Origin of the sequence: Microcoleus sp. Pol7_A1 (genome assembly GCF_036701085.1) — a bacterium.
GTDB lineage: Bacteria > Cyanobacteriota > Cyanobacteriia > Cyanobacteriales > Microcoleaceae > Microcoleus > Microcoleus asticus.
The window spans coordinates 16,056-34,175 of sequence record NZ_JAUBQD010000032.1; the positions used below are offsets into that span (position 1 = coordinate 16,056).

At 47.8% G+C, this 18,120-nt stretch carries 12 protein-coding genes; 6 read left to right on the forward strand and 6 right to left on the reverse strand.

What is annotated here, in order from left to right; translation table 11 throughout:
* Nucleotides 1-55 precede the first annotated feature (55 nt).
* Both QUA20_RS18295 and QUA20_RS18300 read left to right on the forward strand, forming a co-directional pair.
* A complete protein-coding gene (locus QUA20_RS18295) occupies nucleotides 56-2,974 on the forward strand; it encodes a two-partner secretion domain-containing protein (protein ID WP_333190496.1) in 2,919 nt (972 codons plus the stop codon).
* Nucleotides 2,975-3,092: 118 nt separating this feature from the next.
* A complete protein-coding gene (locus tag QUA20_RS18300) occupies nucleotides 3,093-5,708 on the forward strand; it encodes a CHAT domain-containing protein (protein WP_333190497.1) in 2,616 nt (871 codons plus the stop codon).
* A gap of 487 nt (nucleotides 5,709-6,195) precedes the next feature.
* On the opposite strand, the gene QUA20_RS18305 is transcribed toward QUA20_RS18300, so the two are convergent.
* Both QUA20_RS18305 and QUA20_RS18310 read right to left on the reverse strand, forming a co-directional pair.
* Nucleotides 6,196-10,074: a PAS domain-containing protein gene (locus tag QUA20_RS18305; protein WP_445304687.1), complete on the reverse strand. Its 3,879-nt coding sequence runs from the start codon at nucleotides 10,072-10,074 to the stop codon at nucleotides 6,196-6,198.
* A 62-nt stretch (nucleotides 10,075-10,136) separates the two neighbouring features.
* A complete protein-coding gene (locus QUA20_RS18310) occupies nucleotides 10,137-10,430 on the reverse strand; it encodes a helix-turn-helix transcriptional regulator (RefSeq protein ID WP_333190499.1) in 294 nt (97 codons plus the stop codon).
* Nucleotides 10,431-11,044: 614 nt separating this feature from the next.
* On the opposite strand from QUA20_RS18310, the gene cruF reads away from it, so the two are divergent.
* Both cruF and cruG read left to right on the forward strand, forming a co-directional pair.
* Complete coding sequence (gene cruF, locus QUA20_RS18315) at nucleotides 11,045-11,986, forward strand: gamma-carotene 1'-hydroxylase CruF (protein WP_333190500.1); 942 nt, start codon at nucleotides 11,045-11,047, stop codon at nucleotides 11,984-11,986.
* Between the two features lie 252 nt (nucleotides 11,987-12,238).
* Nucleotides 12,239-13,450, forward strand: coding sequence for a 2'-O-glycosyltransferase CruG (gene cruG, locus QUA20_RS18320; RefSeq protein ID WP_333190501.1), 1,212 nt, complete (start codon nucleotides 12,239-12,241; stop codon nucleotides 13,448-13,450).
* A gap of 243 nt (nucleotides 13,451-13,693) precedes the next feature.
* On the opposite strand, the gene QUA20_RS18325 is transcribed toward cruG, so the two are convergent.
* Together QUA20_RS18325 and QUA20_RS18330 are read right to left on the reverse strand one after the other, a co-directional pair.
* Nucleotides 13,694-14,131, reverse strand: coding sequence for a calcium-binding protein (locus QUA20_RS18325; RefSeq protein WP_333190502.1), 438 nt, complete (start codon nucleotides 14,129-14,131; stop codon nucleotides 13,694-13,696).
* 3 nt (nucleotides 14,132-14,134) lie between these two features.
* Nucleotides 14,135-14,296 (reverse strand): hypothetical protein, encoded by a 162-nt coding sequence (locus tag QUA20_RS18330; protein ID WP_333190503.1) that lies wholly within the window; start codon nucleotides 14,294-14,296, stop codon nucleotides 14,135-14,137.
* Nucleotides 14,297-14,442: 146 nt separating this feature from the next.
* Between QUA20_RS18330 and QUA20_RS18335 the strand changes: the two genes are divergently transcribed.
* Nucleotides 14,443-15,507 (forward strand): TIGR03032 family protein, encoded by a 1,065-nt coding sequence (locus tag QUA20_RS18335; protein ID WP_333190504.1) that lies wholly within the window; start codon nucleotides 14,443-14,445, stop codon nucleotides 15,505-15,507.
* Nucleotides 15,508-15,594: 87 nt separating this feature from the next.
* Here the strand turns inward: QUA20_RS18335 and QUA20_RS18340 are convergent, their stop codons facing one another.
* Nucleotides 15,595-16,233, reverse strand: a complete 639-nt coding sequence (locus tag QUA20_RS18340) for a pentapeptide repeat-containing protein (protein ID WP_333190505.1) — start codon at nucleotides 16,231-16,233, stop codon at nucleotides 15,595-15,597.
* Nucleotides 16,234-16,290: 57 nt separating this feature from the next.
* Between QUA20_RS18340 and QUA20_RS18345 the strand changes: the two genes are divergently transcribed.
* The gene (locus QUA20_RS18345; RefSeq protein WP_333190506.1) at nucleotides 16,291-16,836 is read left to right on the forward strand and encodes a phosphatase domain-containing putative toxin; all 546 of its coding nucleotides are present in this window, start codon (nucleotides 16,291-16,293) and stop codon (nucleotides 16,834-16,836) included.
* 265 nt (nucleotides 16,837-17,101) lie between these two features.
* Here the strand turns inward: QUA20_RS18345 and blaOXA are convergent, their stop codons facing one another.
* Nucleotides 17,102-17,974, reverse strand: coding sequence for a class D beta-lactamase (gene blaOXA, locus QUA20_RS18350; RefSeq protein WP_333190507.1), 873 nt, complete (start codon nucleotides 17,972-17,974; stop codon nucleotides 17,102-17,104).
* Between the last annotated feature and the right edge of the window lie 146 nt (nucleotides 17,975-18,120).

The window sequence follows — 18,120 nt, forward strand, 5'->3', positions numbered from 1 at the left end:
GTTTTAGCTAACCCGTCGCTATTTTCCTCATACTAAATTAACAGGAATTATAAAGATGCAGCGCCAATCTTGCGCCCTATTTTTTGCATTCTTAGTGCTGTGTCCTTTCCCCGCGATCGCCCAAATCATCCCCGATAATTCCCTGGGCGCGGAAAGTTCGCGAACTGTTCCCGATACTATCAACAACTTACCCTCTGATAGAATCACAGGCGGTGCAACTCGCGGCGTTAACCTCTTTCACAGCTTGCGCGAATTTAACATCCGTGAAGGGCGGGGAGCTTATTTTGACAATCCCAGCGGCATCACCAACATATTCACCCGCGTTACGGGCCCAAACTACTCAAATATTTTAGGAACTTTGGGAGTTTTGGGAAACGGCAATTTATTCTTAATTAACCCGAAAGGAATTGTCTTCGGTCCCAAGGCGCGGCTAGATGTGCGCGGTTCATTTTTAGCAAGTTCTGCTGATAGCATAGTTTTCGAGAATGGCGCTCAATTTAGCAGCAGTAATCCCCAATCAATCCCGCTTTTAAATGTCAATATACCTATCGGTTTAAACTTTCGAGAAAATCCGGGGAAAATCATTAACTATTCAGCAGCACCAGCCTTGACTTTACCACAATTACCCCCAGCAATCCCGCAGATTTTCAATAACACTGGCTTAGGAGTTGGGCCCGGACAAACTCTCGCCCTAGTGGGGGGAGATCTTGAATTAAATCAGGGAACACTCACTGCACCTACCGGACAAATTTTGCTCGGTAGCGTCGCTAGTCCGGGGATGGTCGGATTGGGGGCAACGCCATTTGGATTAAGTTTAAACTATGACAAGATTTCCAACTTTGGTAATATTCAAGTAACCAACGGGTCACTGCTCAACACCAGTGGAATCGGTGGTGGCAAAATCGATATTCGAGGTGGAAATGTCAACCTCAACAATGGGCGAATTTATGCACTGACTTTGGGAAATATCGACGGTAGGGGTATAGATATTAACGCTCAAAATTTTCTAGCCCAAGGTGGAACGCAAATCTCCACACTGACAGCAGGAAGTGGTGCCGGAGGCGCGATCGACATCCGCGCTACCGACTCAGTAGAAATGCTCGGAATTGGATTAGATAACTATAGAGTGTTTGGTGGTAACTATACGCTATCTGGCTCTTTCGACCCTTTTGACCCACAACTTCTGCTGATAACTGGCACTAATAGCATGGGAGCCGCCGGAAACATCACGATTGATACGGGAAAACTGTTGATTGACAATGGAAGCGCATTGACTACCACCACGTTAGGTGCTGGCAACGCCGGAAATATTACCATCCGTACCGGGGTTTTAGATATGGTCGCTTCTGCAATCCACAGTGGCCCACTTGTGGGGAGTACGGGTAGGGGAGGAAATATCACCTTTGAGGGAAAACGTTTAACTGTAAGCGATGGTGCTGCTCTGATCAGCCTCGCCCGCGGTGAAGGAGGAGCGGGGAATATCAACATTAAAGCGAATGAATCAGTAGAAGTGTTGCGGACTCCCACTGGAAGTCCCGTAGCAAGTTTAATTGGGTCAACTGCGAGCGGTGTGAATGGGCAAGCCGGGGACATTAATATCGACACGAAGCGGTTGATTATCTCTGAAGGAGGCGGAATTAGTTTATCTAGCGGGGCAGTTGTGGGCAACCAACCGTTGAATACAACTGGGGGGCCAGGAGGTAATTTGACAGTTAGGGCCACTGAGTCAGTAACAGTTGAGGGTTTTTCTGGAGTTTTGGCAAACGGGAGTCGGAATCCCAGTTTCATCTGCGCTGATGCCAATACTGCTAATCGGGGAGGGAGTATCAACATTTCTACACCTGTACTGACTCTCCGGGATGGAGGAGTTATTAGCACTGCATCTTTAGGCCAAGGGGATGCAGGAAGTATCACAATTGATGCGGGTCGTGTAGAAGTTATTGGGAATGGGGGTCAAGGTGAATTTAACAGTCAAATTCAGACTTCGGTTGGGATTGCGTCTGACATTATAGATCCTAATGCTACGGCTAACGGAGGTTCGTTGAATCTAAATGTCGGGGAACTGATTCTTCGCAATGAAGGAACACTCAATCTGCAAGCTTTGGGATCTGGACGGGCTGGTAACATTAACGTCAAAGCAGATGCAATTTCTCTTGACAACCAAAGCAGCATTGACGGTAGAACGGCATCCGGTGCCGGAGCAAATATTAACCTTGAAGCACGAGATATCCAGTTGCGCCGAGGGAGCAGAATTACAACTGATGCCAGTATTTCTGATGGTGGCAATATCAACATTAAAAGCGATATTCTGGTCGCCCTCCCGCAAGAAAACAGCGATATTACGGCTAATGCGCGATCGGCTCAAGGTGGTCGCGTTAATATTAATGTCCCCAATGTTTTCGGGTTTACATCAGTGACTCGCGAACAGGTGCGAGCGAGTTTGGGATTAACAGATGCTGAATTTGCAGCGTTGCAAGTAAGTCCGACTTCTTTAGTTCCTACCAGCGATATTGCGGCTATTTCCCAAAGTAGCGGCCCGGCTTTGCAAGGTAGTGTTACATTTAGTTCTTCTGGGGTGAATCCTGCTCAAGGTTTAGTGGAACTGCCACAAAATGTGGTGAATCCGGCTGCGTTAATTGCTGCAAATCCCTGCATCCAAGGGGCCGAGAGCGAGTTTACAGCTACTGGGAAAGGAGGAGTGCCACCAAGTCCTAATGAAGCCCTCAGCAGCGCTGCATCGCCGTTTCCTTGGGTGGAAGAGGCAGGAAGTTCGGCAACGAGCAATGTACGGGATTTAACAAATGTAACGGATAGACAGAAGTTGGAAGAAGGGGAAATTCGGGATCGGGAAGTTGTTCCGGCGCAAGGTTGGGTAGTGAATGCGAAAGGAGAAGTTACGCTTGTTGGATACAATGCGGGTAATGCTGCTGACGATCGCAATCCTCGACCGATTTCTGTTTGTGTACCCCGTTAAAATTAGTTTTTTTAACCGCAGATGTAGGCGGATTAACGGGGATTAACGCAGATCAAGGATAAGATGTATTTGAGTTAATTAGTATGTGTGTCTGCGATTGTAATTTTATTTTCTAAATATGAAGTTTACCCGATCGCTCCGGCAAGTAATTCTGTTATTTGTGATTTCCTGTCTGCTAGCAGTTGCAATTCCTCCCGGAATTGCTCAGGTTAATCCACCACAAGCGGTGCAGCTTGTCCGACAAGCTCGAACTCTGTACCGAGAGGAACGTTTTTCGGAAGCTGTACCGCTGTTGCAGCAAGCGGCGACCCAGTTTGAGGCAAAAGGCGAAAATCTCGATCGCGCCACAGCTTTGAGCAATTTAGCTGCAACCTACGGGCAGTTGGCGCTTTGGGAAGAAGCAGAAAAAGCTGTAAATTCGAGTTTGTCGGCTGTGCGAACACAACCCAAAACTTCGGAACAGCAGCGGATTTTGGCTGAAACTCTCAACATTCAAGGACAGTTGCAACTCGAACGGGGGCAGACTCAAGGTGCGATCGATATTTGGACACAAGCTGCTAAAATTTTCGAGCAGATTGATAGTAAAAATCAACTTTTTCAAGTTCAAATTAATCAAAGTCGGGCTTGGGAAATTCTCGGACTTTACCCCAGAGCTTGCAAAATGCTGTTAGCTTCTTTCAAGCTGGAAAACCAAACTTGCGAAGTTTCGACAGCGGGTTTGGAAACTTTGAAAAATCAGCCTGTTTCTCTCGAACAAGTCCGGGCGATTCATGCTTTAGGGCGAGTGCTGCGGGTTTTGGGACAACTGGAACGTTCCGAGGATTTGCTGTCAGCGGGACTAGAAGCAGCCCAAAAATTAGGTGCCCGGCCAGAAGAGGCTGCAATTTATCTCAATTTGGGAAATACGGTACGGGCTAAAAGCAATAAACCGGGTTTGACACCCAAACAGCGGGCTGATTTTGAACGCTTGGCCCTTGAATATTATGCTCGATCGACCGAGGCGATGCCGGAGCGATCTCTTTTACAAATTCAGGCGAAGTTAAACCAATTGAGTTTGTTGGTCGATCGCAAAAATTGGTCGGAGGCAGAGGTTTTGTGGCGTTCTATCGAACCTCAAACAGATCAATTTGGGTCGAACCGCGCCGGACTTTACGCTCAAATTAATCTAGCGCAAAGCTTGATGAAATTAGCTCAGTCGCCTGCGGAAACTTTGAGTTTAAGCGATATTGACAAAATGCTCGATCGCTCTGTCGAACCAGCAAAGAGTTTGGGCGACCAACGCATACTAGCTTATATTCTCGCAGCTAAAGGCAAACTATCGGAAATCCAAAATCAGTATCAGAAAGCGGAAAATCTTACAATTCAGGCTTTGAGTTTAGCACCGGGGTTTCAATCTCCCGATATTGCTTACCAATTGTTTTGGCAACTGGGACGGATTCGGAAAGGTCAGGGGAATACAGAAGGGGCGATCGATCAATATACTCAAGCTGTCAATATATTGTCTTCTCTGCGGGGCGATTTGGTGACAGTCAATCCCGAAGTGCAATTTTCGTTTCGGGAAAGTGCCGAACCGGTTTATCGGGAATTAGTCGGGCTGCTTTTGCAAGAGGAATCTCCCAGTCAAGCTAAATTGAAACTGGCGCGCCAAACGGTGGAATCTTTGCAGTTGGCGGAATTGGACAACTTTTTTCGGGATGCTTGCGCTGATGCTAAACCAAAGTCGATCGAGGAAATCGATCCGACAGCGGCGGTGATTTATCCGATTATTTTGAGCGATCGTTTGGAGGTAATTTTGTCAATTCCCGGCAAACCCCTGCGCCGCTACACTACTGTGAAGTCTCAAGCCGAGTTGGAAACTGCCTTCAGACGAGCCAAAAATGTCATCAGGCCTGCTGCTTTCCCCCGCGACAGGAGGCAACCCGTCGAACAGGTTTATGACTGGTTGATCCGCCCAGCAGAGGCGGATTTGACCGCCGCCGGGATTAAAACCCTGGTATTTGTACTCGACGGTTACTTGCGCAATCTGCCGATGGCGGTGCTGCACGACGGTGAAAAGTTTTTGGTAGAAAAATACAGTATTGCTTTGGCGCCGGGATTGCAATTGCTGGCACCGAAACCGCTGAACAAAGTCAAGTTAAGAGTGCTCACCGCTGCCCTTTCGGAAGCCCGTCAAGGCTTCTCGGCTTTGCCGGGGGTGAAGGAGGAAGTTGAACAAATTGCAGCCGAGATGCCGGCGAGTTCGCTGCTGAATGAAGATTTTGTCAGCGGGCGGTTGCACGATCGAATTAAAGCTGTGTCTTACCCGATCGTCCATTTGGCAACTCACGGTCAGTTTAGCTCGAATGCGGCGGATACTTTTATTGTGACTTGGGATCAGAAAGTGAATGTTAAGGAGTTCGATCGACTGCTGCGAGCCCGCACTGGGGAGAAACAACAGCCGATCGAACTTTTGGTTTTGAGTGCTTGCGAAACTGCTTCGGGCGATAACCGCGCCGCTTTGGGTTTGGCCGGGGCCGCAATTCGATCGGGTGCCCGCAGCACCGCCGCCACCCTTTGGCAAGTCAACGACGAATCTACAGCTATCTTTATGACTGAGTTTTACCGGCAGCTTGCTTCTTCTAAAACCAGCAAAGCTGAAGCCCTCCGCAACGCTCAATTAACGCTGCTGAAAAACAAACAGTATCAGAATCCGTATTTCTGGGCGCCTTTCGTGCTAGTAGGCAATTGGCAGTAATTTATTTAAAGGCACAGGAAAGAAGGCAGAAGGATTTAGGGCGTTGCTGATTCACGGTATGAATTCAACATTTCCCAATTGCTATAAGCCCGCTTGAGGGTGAGTTTTGTAAGTTCAAGAGAAAAGTTGATTCATACCGCGAATCAGCAACGCCTAATTCATTACCTCAAGTTTGGTGATGTCCCTGTACCCGCGCGCTTCATCCCTTAATTCAGCAACGCCTAAAAGATGTCATATCAATTCCGTTAGCACCGGAATTGATATCAAATTGGTTCTATGAATGGGTACAGATTTTCAACTTAACAGTTGCATCGTTTGTTGAGTAAGAGTTTTAGGACTGTTAGTACATTTGTATGGGGGAAGTCGAGTTTATTAACAGGGGATACGGGCTGCAACTCTGATTAGATATAGTTTCTCGGCCTCTTTGTCGCCTTCCGAGCTTAATTAGGCAAGATTTGAGAGCCAAGTGGCGTTTAGTTTGCCTGATTTAGCCTGATGATAATAATTTTGCGATCATCGCGACCACTTCTTCGGGGTCAACAGGTTTGGCAAGGTGACGTTGAAAGCCTGCTGCGATCGCCTGCTGTCGATCCATCTCTCCAGCATAGGCAGTCAGGGCGATCGCTGGAATTTGTCCGCCTTGCTCGAGCGGCAGGCTGCGAATGTGACGCATCAGCATATAGCCATCCATTTCTGGCATCCCAATATCACTGACAACGATCTCTGGAACCGCTTGGGAAAATGCTTGCAGTGCTTTGGTTGCAGAGGCAACGCTGGTGACGGTCGCCCCCGCTTGTTCTAAAACAAACGCTACAAACTCGCGTGAGTCTGCCTCATCATCCACAACTAAGACATGAATCCCACTTAAATCTCCGGTTGAGTCGGATGGTTGCTCGATCGCTGGCAATTCACGAGAGCGAGGCGCAAGCGGAATGCGAACTGTAAAGATAGCTCCTTGTCCTTCACCCTGGCTCTCAACCGCGACTGTTCCCCCATGCAGCTCTACAATTTGCCGCACGATCGCCAGTCCTAATCCCAAGCCGCCAAATTTGCGGGTGGTGGCTCCATCTTCTTGCCGAAAATGCTCGAAGACATAGGGCACAAAATCAGAGCGAATCCCTTTGCCAGTATCGGTAACTTGAATTTGAGCGTGCGTTTCATCCAAAGTGAGGGTGATAGCGACTTGTCCCTGGTGAGGTGTAAATTTGACTGCGTTAGACAACAGATTCCAGACCACCTGCTGCAACCGCCCAGCATCGCCGATTACGATGCCAACACTCGGTAAAATCTTTGTATAAATTTGAATGGCTTTCGCTTCTGCGGCCAAGCAAACCGTTTCTAGGGCTTCAGAAATGACGGCACTGAGATCGACAGGCATCACGGTTAAACTGAGTTTGCCGCGCAAAATCCGGGAGATGTCGAGCAGATCGTCAATCAGTTGCACTTGGAGTCGGGCGTTACGCTCGATCGCCGTCAATGCCGTTGCGGTTTTTGCCGCATCCAGTTTTCCTTGCTGCAAAAGTTTTGACCAGCCAAGAATGGGATTGAGGGGCGATCGCAATTCATGGGAGAGTACGGCTAAAAACTCATCTTTGATCCGGTTGGCGCGATCGGCAGCTTCTCGTGCAACTTGCTCTTGCGCCAGCAGTCGTTCCCGTTGAGTTTCAGCTTGCTTTTGCCTCGTGATATCACGTGAAATTGCCATCAGTTGAGTCACCTCCCCAGCGGTATTCCGCACGGGCGTGATGATGCTATCCCACCACTTCGGTGTACCTTGGTGAGTGGGAAGATAGCCTTGAAACTGACCTGTATTGCCTGCTTTGGCAGCCGCGATCGCACTCTTGGCATTTTCATAATTTTCGCCTTTCCAAAAGTCAAGCCAGCAGGCGTTCAGAACCAGCGTCGGATCGTCGATTTCCAACAGGCGCAACCCGCCTGGATTGATATAGACGATTTCGCTGTTGAGCGTCAAAACTTTAATGCAATCCTTGCTACTCTCTAAAATGCGTTGCTTGAGCTCCTCACTGTCGCGCAAGGCTGCTTCAGCGCGGGCGCGTTCGACTGCCGCCCAAGTGCGATCGGCAACTTCTTCCACCAGAGACACCTCGTCCAGCGTCCAAGCTCGCGGCTCGGATGTGTGGACTGCCAGCCCCGCTACAAACTCGCCTTCCTTGACCAGGGGTATACCGATGTATGCCCCAATCTGGCTCGCGGCGTAGGCCGATCGCTGCTCTGGAGATAGGTTGGGATCGGCTTCCACATCGGATGCGACCACAGGGCAACCCGTGCGGTACGCTGCAAGCAGCTTTGGCCCGAACGAATCAATCGCGTAGTTGCCAGCCATGGTTTCGGCTCCGTTGACGTAATCACGCTCGACGACGTAATCAGCGCCGCGAACCTCGAAGTACGCCACCCGGTTCGCGCCGAGATATTCACCCAGCACGCGGCTGGCTGTAGCCTGAATCTCCACGGGATCGGCAAGCGGACGCAGCGCGTCGGCGAGAGAGACGCGGAAAGCATCCAATTCCGCGGATCGCCGCAAAAATTCTTCTGCCCGTTTGCGATCGCTAATATCTTTGAAGACGATCGCCACTTTTCGCGCTTGAGCTTCACCCGTGCGACAGGCATACACCTCGAACCAACGGTTCAGTGCTTTAGCATAATTCTCAAACTGAAGCGGTTCGCCCGTTATCGCGATTCTGCCATAAATTTCAAACCAATGCTTCTCATGATCTGGGGCGAGTTCAAGCATCCGCTTGCCCACTGCCTGCACCAATCCTGATTGTTGTTCAAACGACGGATTGACTTCTAAAAAGCGGTAGTCAATCGCGCGATCGTCTTTATCAAACAGCATCTCGATGACGCAAAAGCCATCGCCAATCGACTCAAACAGTGTTCGATAACGTTCTTCCGATTGACGCAGGGTTGCGGCAGATTCAAACTGCTCGGTAACATCCCTGAAATAAACGGTGATGCCGTTAGGGGCGGGGTAGGTGCGAACTTCGTACCAGCGATCGTGGTCGGGGTAAAACGCGGTCATTGACGCAGCCACACGATCGCGCATGGTACTCAAGTAGACCTGCGCCAACTCATTGCCAATCAGTCCTGGATACTCTTCCCACAAATTCTTGCCAATCAAATCGCCTGGAGCGCAATCGAGCAGTGCTCCGGCAGATCGATTGACATAGGTGAACCGCCAGTTTTCATCCAGGGCAAAAAAGGCTTCAGCGATGCTCTCCAGAATATTCCGAGTCTGCTCCTCACTTTCGCGCAAGGCTTGCTCTACCTGTTTGCGATCGGTGATGTCTCGCGTCACGCCTGCTACTGCATCTACTGCGCCATTTATCCCTAAAAGCGGTACAAAAATGTATTCATAGGCGCGTGTGCCGATTGCGCTAGTGTAGAGCGTTTCATCCTTAATCGGCTGGCGCGTGGCGATCACCTGTTGAATCTGTTGCTGATGTCGGGTCGCTAAATCGGTGGGATAATCCAGCTCAAAAAAGTTCTTTCCCAAAGCTTCATCCGAAGTTTTCTGCCAAAGATTGAGCAACGCCGGACTGACATACGTGAACCGTCCCGCCAAATCAAAAGTGTAAATAAAATCGGGAATTGCAGCTACGATCGCGTCGAAATTCCGCAGTTGCTTTTCGAGTTCGGTGCGGCTCTCGCGTAATGCGGCTTCAGCACGGGCGCGCTCGACGGCTGCCCACGTTTGCTCTGCTGTTTCTTCAACTCGTCTCACCTCGTCTTCCGTCCACTGGCGAGGGTTTGCCTGATGCACCGCCAGCAACGCGACGAATCGCTCGTTCTTGATCAGCGGCACATCAATGTGCGCGGCAATATCGATCGCTTGATAACTTGCCTTCTGGCTGGCTGTGTATTTAGGGTAGTTCGCCACATCGGGAACGATCGCTGTTCGCCCTGCTCGATGGTCGTCTGTCAGGTTGCGTCCGAAGTCTTCCAGATGGTACAGCCCACTCAATTCGGCAACGCCGTTCGTGTAGTTTTTATGAACGATGACCTCCTTGCCACCAGGTAACACTTCAATATAAATGACGCGGCTTGCTCCTAGAGAATCGCCTAGAATGCGGGCAGCGGTTGCCTGAATCTCATTGGCATCAGTCAGCGGGCGCAGCGCATTGGTGAGCCTGACTCGAAACGCATCGGCTCGGGCAGTTTCATGCAAGGCATTTGTGGAGGGGCGCTCCTGTGGCAGATTAGATTCTAGCTGCGTCTTGTCTGGCTGCTGGGTTCGATCGAGTTCGGTCAACAGGATCTGCACAGCCGTTTTCAGGCTGTCCGACCAAGTTTCGACAGCACCCAGCGGTGTTTGCGACCAATCGTGCGATCGCATCAACATCGCCATCTCGCTGTCGCCTGCGAATAAGTTTTTAGGATCTGCCTCCTCTACTGCATCACTCACACGCCCTACCTCTCTGAAAAATACTGAGCCAAAAGCTTTTTGCTGCCTTCTCGAACGACGATTGAAGAAGATTGACCCAGTTCCGCAACCAGCGTCCGAATTTGCCTTAAGGCTAAAGGGGAGGGTTGAATCCGTTTATTTTCCCAACGATTAATCGTTTCGTAAGCAACACCCAGCGATTCTCCGAGTTGCACTTGGGTGAGTTGGGTTAGTTGCCGAAGTTCACGAATAAGATGGCTAACCTCTGGTTGCACCAGTACAACACATTGTTTGGACACCGAACTTTTAGAAGATTTCATACAGTTTGAGTACATGACATCTGTCATATCCAATATCCGCTAAAAAGTAAGCAGGCCGATCTCCCTGAAGAAGGAGTTCTTAAACCCCATCGGCCGTCTTGTACTTACGGGATGTTTAGATTCACTGCTTGTATTGATTGAAGTGAAGTTCGCGGAACTCAAACAAATTTCCAGCCCAAACAGAGCATAGAACTAGCTTTATAGAACCCATTTTGGATCTTTTCTTAAAAAATTAGGCGGACAAACAAGCCGTCTCACATAACTCAATAGCCACAAGACGAGAAATCGTGGGGCGATAGCGGCCAAAGATTTGAAATCCCAATGCCGTAAGGCTTACGGTTATAACGACAGATCTCAAATGGGTTCTATAACGGATAGAAGTCCGAGGGAAGAAGGGCATTCGGCACTTATGCCACCAATCCCTCGCCAAAAAACCGGGTTTCTTAGAAAAATAAGGGGTTTAGCAACGAGGTAGTAAGTCAGGAACCGGGTTTCTCGACCCTGGGTGTAAGTTTTGGAAAAATGCCGATCGCCAGTTCGTGTTCGTTTTTTGTTAAAGATTTGTAAACTGTTAGGGAGTGCTTTCTGCATCTAATATTTTTTCGAGGAGTCCCATGAAGCAACTTTTGATTGCTGAGCGCTTTTGCCTGATTGCCCACGTCTTGTCAATGGCTTTTGGATTGGCAGGGTTGCTGCTGATTTTACCCCGTCCCGAATTGGTGATGAGTTTGCCACCAGCAGGGCAAACGCTATTCCAGTGGGGGATGGCTGGGGGTGGAGTAGTTTATATCATCTTTGGTGCAGCAGCAGTTGCTCTCTATGCCTTTCGGACGTTGGGTTGGGGTGCAACTCTGGCTTTTTTACTGCCTTCTGTGTTTTTGTCCTTGAGTAGCGAGTTGTTGGGAACGAGTACGGGTTTTCCTTTCGGTCACTACCATTATTTGAGCGGTTTGGGCTACAAAATTGCAGGGCTGGTTCCGTTTACGATTCCCCTCTCGTGGTTTTATCTGGGACTGGTTTCCTATGTAATTGCTCGCGCTGGAGTAGCGGTTGGTAAAGGTAAGCTCAACTGGGTGCGCCAAATAGGGGCGATCGCCCTTGGTGCTTTGCTGCTAACAGCTTGGGATTTTGTACTAGATCCGGCGATGAGCCAAACTTCTGTGCCTTTTTGGGAATTTGAGGAAATTGGCGCTTTCTTTGGGATGCCTTACCGGAATTTGGCTGGCTGGATGGGTACGGGGGCGCTATTTATGTCTGTAGCAGCTTTCTTGTGGAGAAAAATGCCAATTCAATTAGAGCGATCGGAATTGGGTTTGCCCTTAATTGTTTATTTGGTAAACTTTGCTTTCGGAGCAATTATCACTGTAACTTCGTTGGATTCTCGGTTCTGGTTCCCGACATCGCTAGCGGTGCTTCTGGGTGTAGTTCCGGCGATCGCGTTAAGCTGGATCGCTAAACCCGCAGCAGGTTACGTAACAGAAACAATGCCGTCTTTGGAGACATCTGTTCTCACGGCTGAAATTCCACCTCAGCCCGTCGGCGTTTTGCGTAAGTGAGTTGCTAGCGAGCAACAGCGGCTGATTTAGCAAAAACTTACACTAATTTTTGAGCTAGTTGAAAAACCCGGTTTCTTGTAGAAACCGGGTTTTTCAGCGGCGATATTTTCATGCCCAATTCCTGTAATATGTTTGAGGCAAAAATTTTATTAAATTTTTTAAATTGATATCAGTGACAAAAAAAATGAACTGTAAATAAGCTCCCCACCCCTATCCAGTAAGTCATTCCCAATTCTTCAATTCTTCAATAGCATGGTTTTGCCGATCGTCCCTCACCTGTTCTCCCAACCGCTGACAAGTATCATCGCTGTCGCACTCTTGCTGCTGCAATTGCCCGCCGCAGCCCTTCTTATGTCGCGTCTGATTAAAGGCCCATCGCGCATCCCGCCCCTGGAACCGGATTCGCCGACGCTGGATTTGTTGGGTGCTTGTACTGCGGTAGTACCGACTTTGAACGAGGCCGATCGAATTTCGCCTTGTTTGGAAGGATTAACCAGCCAAAGTTACGAACTCCGAGAAGCGATCGTGGTTGACAGCTATTCGGTAGACGGAACCGGAGATTTAGTCAAAGCCGCAGCACAAAAAGACCCTCGGTTTCGCTTGATTAACGACGATCCGCTGCCGGCGGGCTGGGTAGGGCGTCCCTGGGCGCTGAATGCGGGTTTTTTGGCAAGTTCCGAGAAGTGCGAGTGGATTTTGGGGATAGATGCGGATACTGTGCCGCATCCGGGTTTGATTGCGAGTTTGCTGAAGACGGCGGCGGCTGGAAATTACGATTTGATTTCGCTGTCGCCGCAGTTTATCCTCAAGTATCCGGGGGAGTTGTGGCTGCAACCTGCTTTGTTAATGACTTTGGTTTATCGGTTCGGGCCGACGGGCACTGGCGGGGATGTGCCGGAACGGGTGATGGCGAACGGTCAGTGTTTTCTCTGCAGGCGCGAGGTTTTGGTGGCATTGGGGGGCTATGAGGTCGCGAGGGGTTCGTTTTGCGATGATGTGACTCTGGCTCGCTATGCGGCTGCTAAGGGCTTTAAGGTGGGCTTTTTGGATGGGGCTAAGGTGTTGAAGGTGCGGATGTATGAGGGGGCGATCGAGACTTGGAATGAATGGGGTCGATCGCTCGATTTGAAAGATGCTGCTTCTGGCGGTCAAATTTGGGGCGATTTGTGGCTGTTGCTGGCGGTTCAAGGTTTGCCGGTGCCGATTGTGTTGTGCTATTTGCTGTTTGGTTCGCTGCCGCCGGTTGGTGTATTTCCGCACTTTTGGCTGTTGGGATTGAATGTATTTTTGGTTGCAGTGCGATCGGCTTTGTGTTTCGCGATCGCACCTTCTTACGATACAACTCAGGCATCGGGTAAATGGCTGTTTTGGCTGTCACCTTTGGCCGATCCGCTGGCGTTTTTGCGAATTCTAATTTCTGCTTTAAATCAGCCTACTCAGTGGCGCGGCCGGAAGTATGAATAATCGTTAAATTTTGGCTAGACCTTTTAAAATTCGTAGAAGTACGATCGCTCTTTTGGATCGAATGGGCGCTCGCACTTTTTTTGATTTTCTAAATCAACCGGAAATTAGCCGATGTAATCGCATTCGTACTCACTCCAATCATTACGCCTAACTCTTCTCCTGTCAAGAGATTCTTGATGAGAGTTACCTGAGTATTTTGAGTTATTTCTAACAGACAAAAACTCAAACCACCGCTTAATCAAATCAAATTTTGACGATTGTAAAATCAGCAATAATATCAAGTCCTTGACCAGCTTTTAAGACAATGATATCGTTGCCGTTACCGCCAATTAAGCTATCATTCCTCAAGTCTACGTAAAGAATATCATCACCTTTACAACCAGTGAGAATATCGTTATCTTCGCCTCCGTAAATAGTATCATTTTCTTCACTCCCTCCCAGGATATCTGTTCCTTCGTCACCACCGATCAAATCATTGCCTGCGCCGCCACAGATGGTATCTGAGTCCTGGTTGCCAAACAGGTAGTCATTACCTTGACTGCCAAGTATGATGTCCTTACCTTGGTCTCCAAACAAAGTGTTATCAGCCTTACCGCCATCAATGAAATCATCATTTTCATTGCCAAAAATGATGTCATCACCTTTGCTGCAATTGATGAAATCATTGCCTTTGCCTCCCAAAATTCAATCATTGCCCAATTCACCAAGAATGATGTCATTTCCTTCATCTCCAAATAGGATGTCATCGCCCCTACCACCGCTGATAAAATCATTGCCTGTGTTGCCGTTGAGGATGTCGCGGCTGTCGCCACCATATAAGTTGTCATTACCAGATTTGGATGGCACTGTCAGTGCTTTAGTTCCCTCATTTACAAATTTTTATATATTTCTAGATATTATTACAGGAATTATCAAAAGTCGAAGCGATTTACCGTGGCGCGGCGACGGGTTTATGAGATTATTGATTTTAGGCAATTACGCTCAGTGATTCTATGAATAACGATGCCGCAGTTTCCAATACAGTCCACGAACACGAGATTTTTGGCGATCGCGATTTTCCATCTTGGTTAACCCAACAACAAATCAGCCTCGCTTGCACTACCTATCAAACCAGCAGATTAATGTTAATCGGTGCTGTGCCAGAAACGAACAGAATCTCGGCTTTTTGGCGAATATTCGATCGCGCAATGGGGCTTTTCTGCACGCCGGAACGCCTTTATTTAAGTTCAAAATATCAACTCTGGCAATTAGATAATGTCTTAGAATCCGGGAAGTTATACCAAGGATACGATAAATTATATATACCAAGAATCGGTTATACTACAGGAGATATCGACATTCACGATATCGCTGTCGATAAAAATAATCAAATTCTTTTTATTAGCACTTTGTTTAATTGTATGGCTACTTTGAGCGATCGCCACAGTTGCAAACCTCTCTGGAAACCAGGTTTTATCTCACAATATATCAACGAAGACCGCTGTCACCTCAACGGTTTGGCAATGGTAGAAGGAGAAGCGAAATATGTCACAGCGTCGAGTCAGTCGGATGTGGTGGATGGCTGGCGCGATCGCAGAAAAAATGGCGGTATAGTTATTGATATTGAATCTAATGATATTATCGTTACGGGATTGTCAATGCCGCACTCACCCCGCTGGTATCAAGATAAATTGTGGCTGCTGAATTCGGGGAGAGGGGAATTAGGATATGTGGATTTAGATACAGGGAAATTTGAGGCAATTGCGTTTTGTCCGGGATATGTCCGAGGACTAGCATTTTGGCAAAATTGGGCAATTGTTGGACTCTCGAAACCGAGGGGAGGTGACAACACTTTTAGCGGTTTAGAATTGGATGAGTTGTTAGCAGCCAAGGATGCTGAGCCTCGCTGTGGTATGATGGCGATCGATTTGACTACTGGGGCGATCGTTCACTGGTTGCGGTTTGAAGGAATTGTTACAGAACTCTATGATGTGCAAGTGATTCCGACAGTGCAAAAGCCTATGGCTGTAGGTTTTCAGACTGAAGAAATTGCTCAGTTAATTACTCTGGAACTTTAACAGCAGATGGTGGCGGATGTACGCAGATAAATGTTTACAAAATTTACCCACGGGGTGTGAGAGGGAGTATTTAACCTGGATTTGGTATTACTCAAAAATTGCCCCATCTAAGCAAGTTTTTCTTAAGTCGGTTCTCGCTAAATCTGCACCTCTTAAGTCAGCACCAGTTAAGCAAACATTGCTTAAATCTGCATAACTCAGATCGGCACCTCTGAGATTAGCATCTGATAAATTTGCTCCTGATAAATTCGCCCTCACAAGTTGCGATTTACTCAAATTGCTGCCACTCAAATTTGCTGCTGGCATCTGTGCTGCCATTAAGTTGGCTTTGCTTAAATTAGTGCCACTGAAGTTAGCTAAATTCAATTTAGCATAACTCAAATCAATGTTTTCCAAGCAAAGTTCGCTCAATTGCGCGCATCGCAAGTTAGCATTAATAAAAAACCTGTCTCCAATCGCATAACGGCGCAGCAATTCGTCAACTGCAAGCCGAATTAAAACCGGTTCGCAAGTATTTTGGTAGCACCACGATGTCTCCAGCAAACTAGCGGCTGCTTCAATTGCTACCTTGTCGGATTTAGGGAGCACCAAACTATTGCACCCATCCCACTCACCGTTGAGCATGAATGCCATGTCAGAAGCTGCTGCAATTGAGTCGCATAGCAAAACGGTTTCTGGTTTGGGTTGCAGCCAGTTCATTAAACCGATCGAGCTCTTGTTTTTCATTGTTGATTCAGGATTTGTGCGTCTTTCTTAATTATAGGTAAAAATATTGAAAACAGTATGCACAAATTCGCTGCGGCTTCAGAGAAGGAATTGATTGTGTTTGGTGCAGCCAGACCGGGATACCGCGATACAGAAATTGCTCGCTGGATTGAATTTATGCAAGGGAATAATATCAAGCAAGTTTGCTGCTTGCTGGCTCAGACGCAACTCATTCGCTACTGTGACTTACTGGAAACATATCGGAAAATATTTGGGTGCGATCGAGTTTGCTGGGCGCCGATTGCAGACTTTGAATTGGTCGATCGCGATATTTTAATCGATCGCATATTGCCGTTCTTGGAATCTGCAAATAGCAAAGGCGAACGGGTGGTAGTTCACTGTTCTGGAGGGATCGGACGTACAGGACAGGTTTTGGCTGCTTGGTTGGTCAGCGGGCGGGGATTGTCTAACAAACAGGCGATCGCAGCAGTAAAAAAAACTGGCAGAAATCCCTATGAAGCAGCAATCGTAGCTTGTTTGAAAGGTCGAAACCCCTGGCTAGTCGTTGAAGAACTTAATGCTCTCTTAGATGATTGTCGCCTTGCTGCGAGAAATGATATATAGCACGATAGCAACTATATATATAGCAATCCTAAATCATTTGTGAATTTCTTACTCCCTCCCCTTAGTAAGGGGAGGGTTGGGGTGGGGTAAAAAGTTTACGACACCTGCAAGGATTGCTATATGGGCTAATGGCGTAAGTCCTAAAAGATTTAAAAGACTCGGCTACCTAAGATCGAACTCAGGCATCGAATAAATGGGTATTTTGGCTCTCACCGTTAGCTGCCCCGCTGGCGTTTTTGCGAATACTAGAGAACCAATAACGCACTTACAGCAGCGCCATATCCTTGAAGCAACGGCGCGTTAACTCGATTCTTGCAGCTCCGTCATTATTGTTGCGGATGTCAATGTTTGTAGCAAAAAAGTAAACATTTTTATCCTTTTCTAAATAACCTACATACCAGCCAAGTTGAGGCTTTGTTTGTTCTCCAAAGCTTGCCCAGCCTGTTTTTGCCCTAATTGTGTAATCGGGAGTTTGTTCAACAATTATGATGTCTTTCACCAGAGACAGCGATCGCTCAGAAAAAGGTAAGTCATTTTTGTAGAGACGGCGGAGAAACTGAATTTGCTCGTTGGGTGTGATTCGCAGTTCTCCCTCTAACCAGAATTTGTCTATATCGTCTTTGTTACCGATTTTTTGGTTGCCATAACCGACTTTAGCTACCCATTTTTGCATTTGCTCGTGCCCGACTCGGCGGGCGAGAACTTGGTAAAACCAAACGGCGGAAAGTTTTATGGCTTCTCTCATATTCAAGTCTCGATTCCATGCGGGAATTTGCCTTTGAATTCCATCCCAAGTTAGAACGGCAAGCTCATCTGAAATCACCCCTGTTTCTAAGGAAATCAGAGAGTTGAGAATCTTAAATGTAGATGCAGGTAAAAAAGCTGTGGCGTTACGCTGCGGGTTGTGTTGATAAAGCCGATCGCTGTTCAAATCGTAAATCGCGATCGAGCCTTCAACTCCTAGTTCTTGAAAGTGCCGTCCAAAATTCACTGTCTGAGCAACATCTCCTCCGCGAGGCGAAGATTCTTGTACTGGAGGTGACACGGTTAAGGCTGATTGCGGTGGCTGAAGTAAAACAAAAGTAATGCAGCCTAATACAATTAAAATAACAGCGATCGCACGAGATATTCTGTTCATAAACTTCGATAATTTAGCCAAATCACAGGCAGTAATGTCACAGGGGCGATCGACTTGTAAGGTGCGTCTGACTTACGCTGTGTAAGAAACAATTAAGGTTTGCCCCTGACGCACCCTACTATATAGAGGTTGCAATTGCGTGTTTT

Bases quoted from the DNA above. Each gene is read 5' to 3' on its own strand.
- QUA20_RS18295 (WP_333190496.1), top strand. From the start codon at position 56: ATGCAGCGCCAATCTTGCGCCCTATTTTTTGCATTCTTAGTGCTGTGT.
- QUA20_RS18300 (WP_333190497.1), top strand. From the start codon at position 3,093: ATGAAGTTTACCCGATCGCTCCGGCAAGTAATTCTGTTATTTGTGATT.
- QUA20_RS18305 (WP_445304687.1), bottom strand. From the start codon at position 10,074: ATGGCGATGTTGATGCGATCGCACGATTGGTCGCAAACACCGCTGGGT.
- QUA20_RS18310 (WP_333190499.1), bottom strand. From the start codon at position 10,430: ATGAAATCTTCTAAAAGTTCGGTGTCCAAACAATGTGTTGTACTGGTG.
- cruF (WP_333190500.1), top strand. From the start codon at position 11,045: ATGAAGCAACTTTTGATTGCTGAGCGCTTTTGCCTGATTGCCCACGTC.
- cruG (WP_333190501.1), top strand. From the start codon at position 12,239: ATGGTTTTGCCGATCGTCCCTCACCTGTTCTCCCAACCGCTGACAAGT.
- QUA20_RS18335 (WP_333190504.1), top strand. From the start codon at position 14,443: ATGAATAACGATGCCGCAGTTTCCAATACAGTCCACGAACACGAGATT.
- QUA20_RS18340 (WP_333190505.1), bottom strand. From the start codon at position 16,233: ATGAAAAACAAGAGCTCGATCGGTTTAATGAACTGGCTGCAACCCAAA.
- QUA20_RS18345 (WP_333190506.1), top strand. From the start codon at position 16,291: ATGCACAAATTCGCTGCGGCTTCAGAGAAGGAATTGATTGTGTTTGGT.
- blaOXA (WP_333190507.1), bottom strand. From the start codon at position 17,974: ATGAACAGAATATCTCGTGCGATCGCTGTTATTTTAATTGTATTAGGC.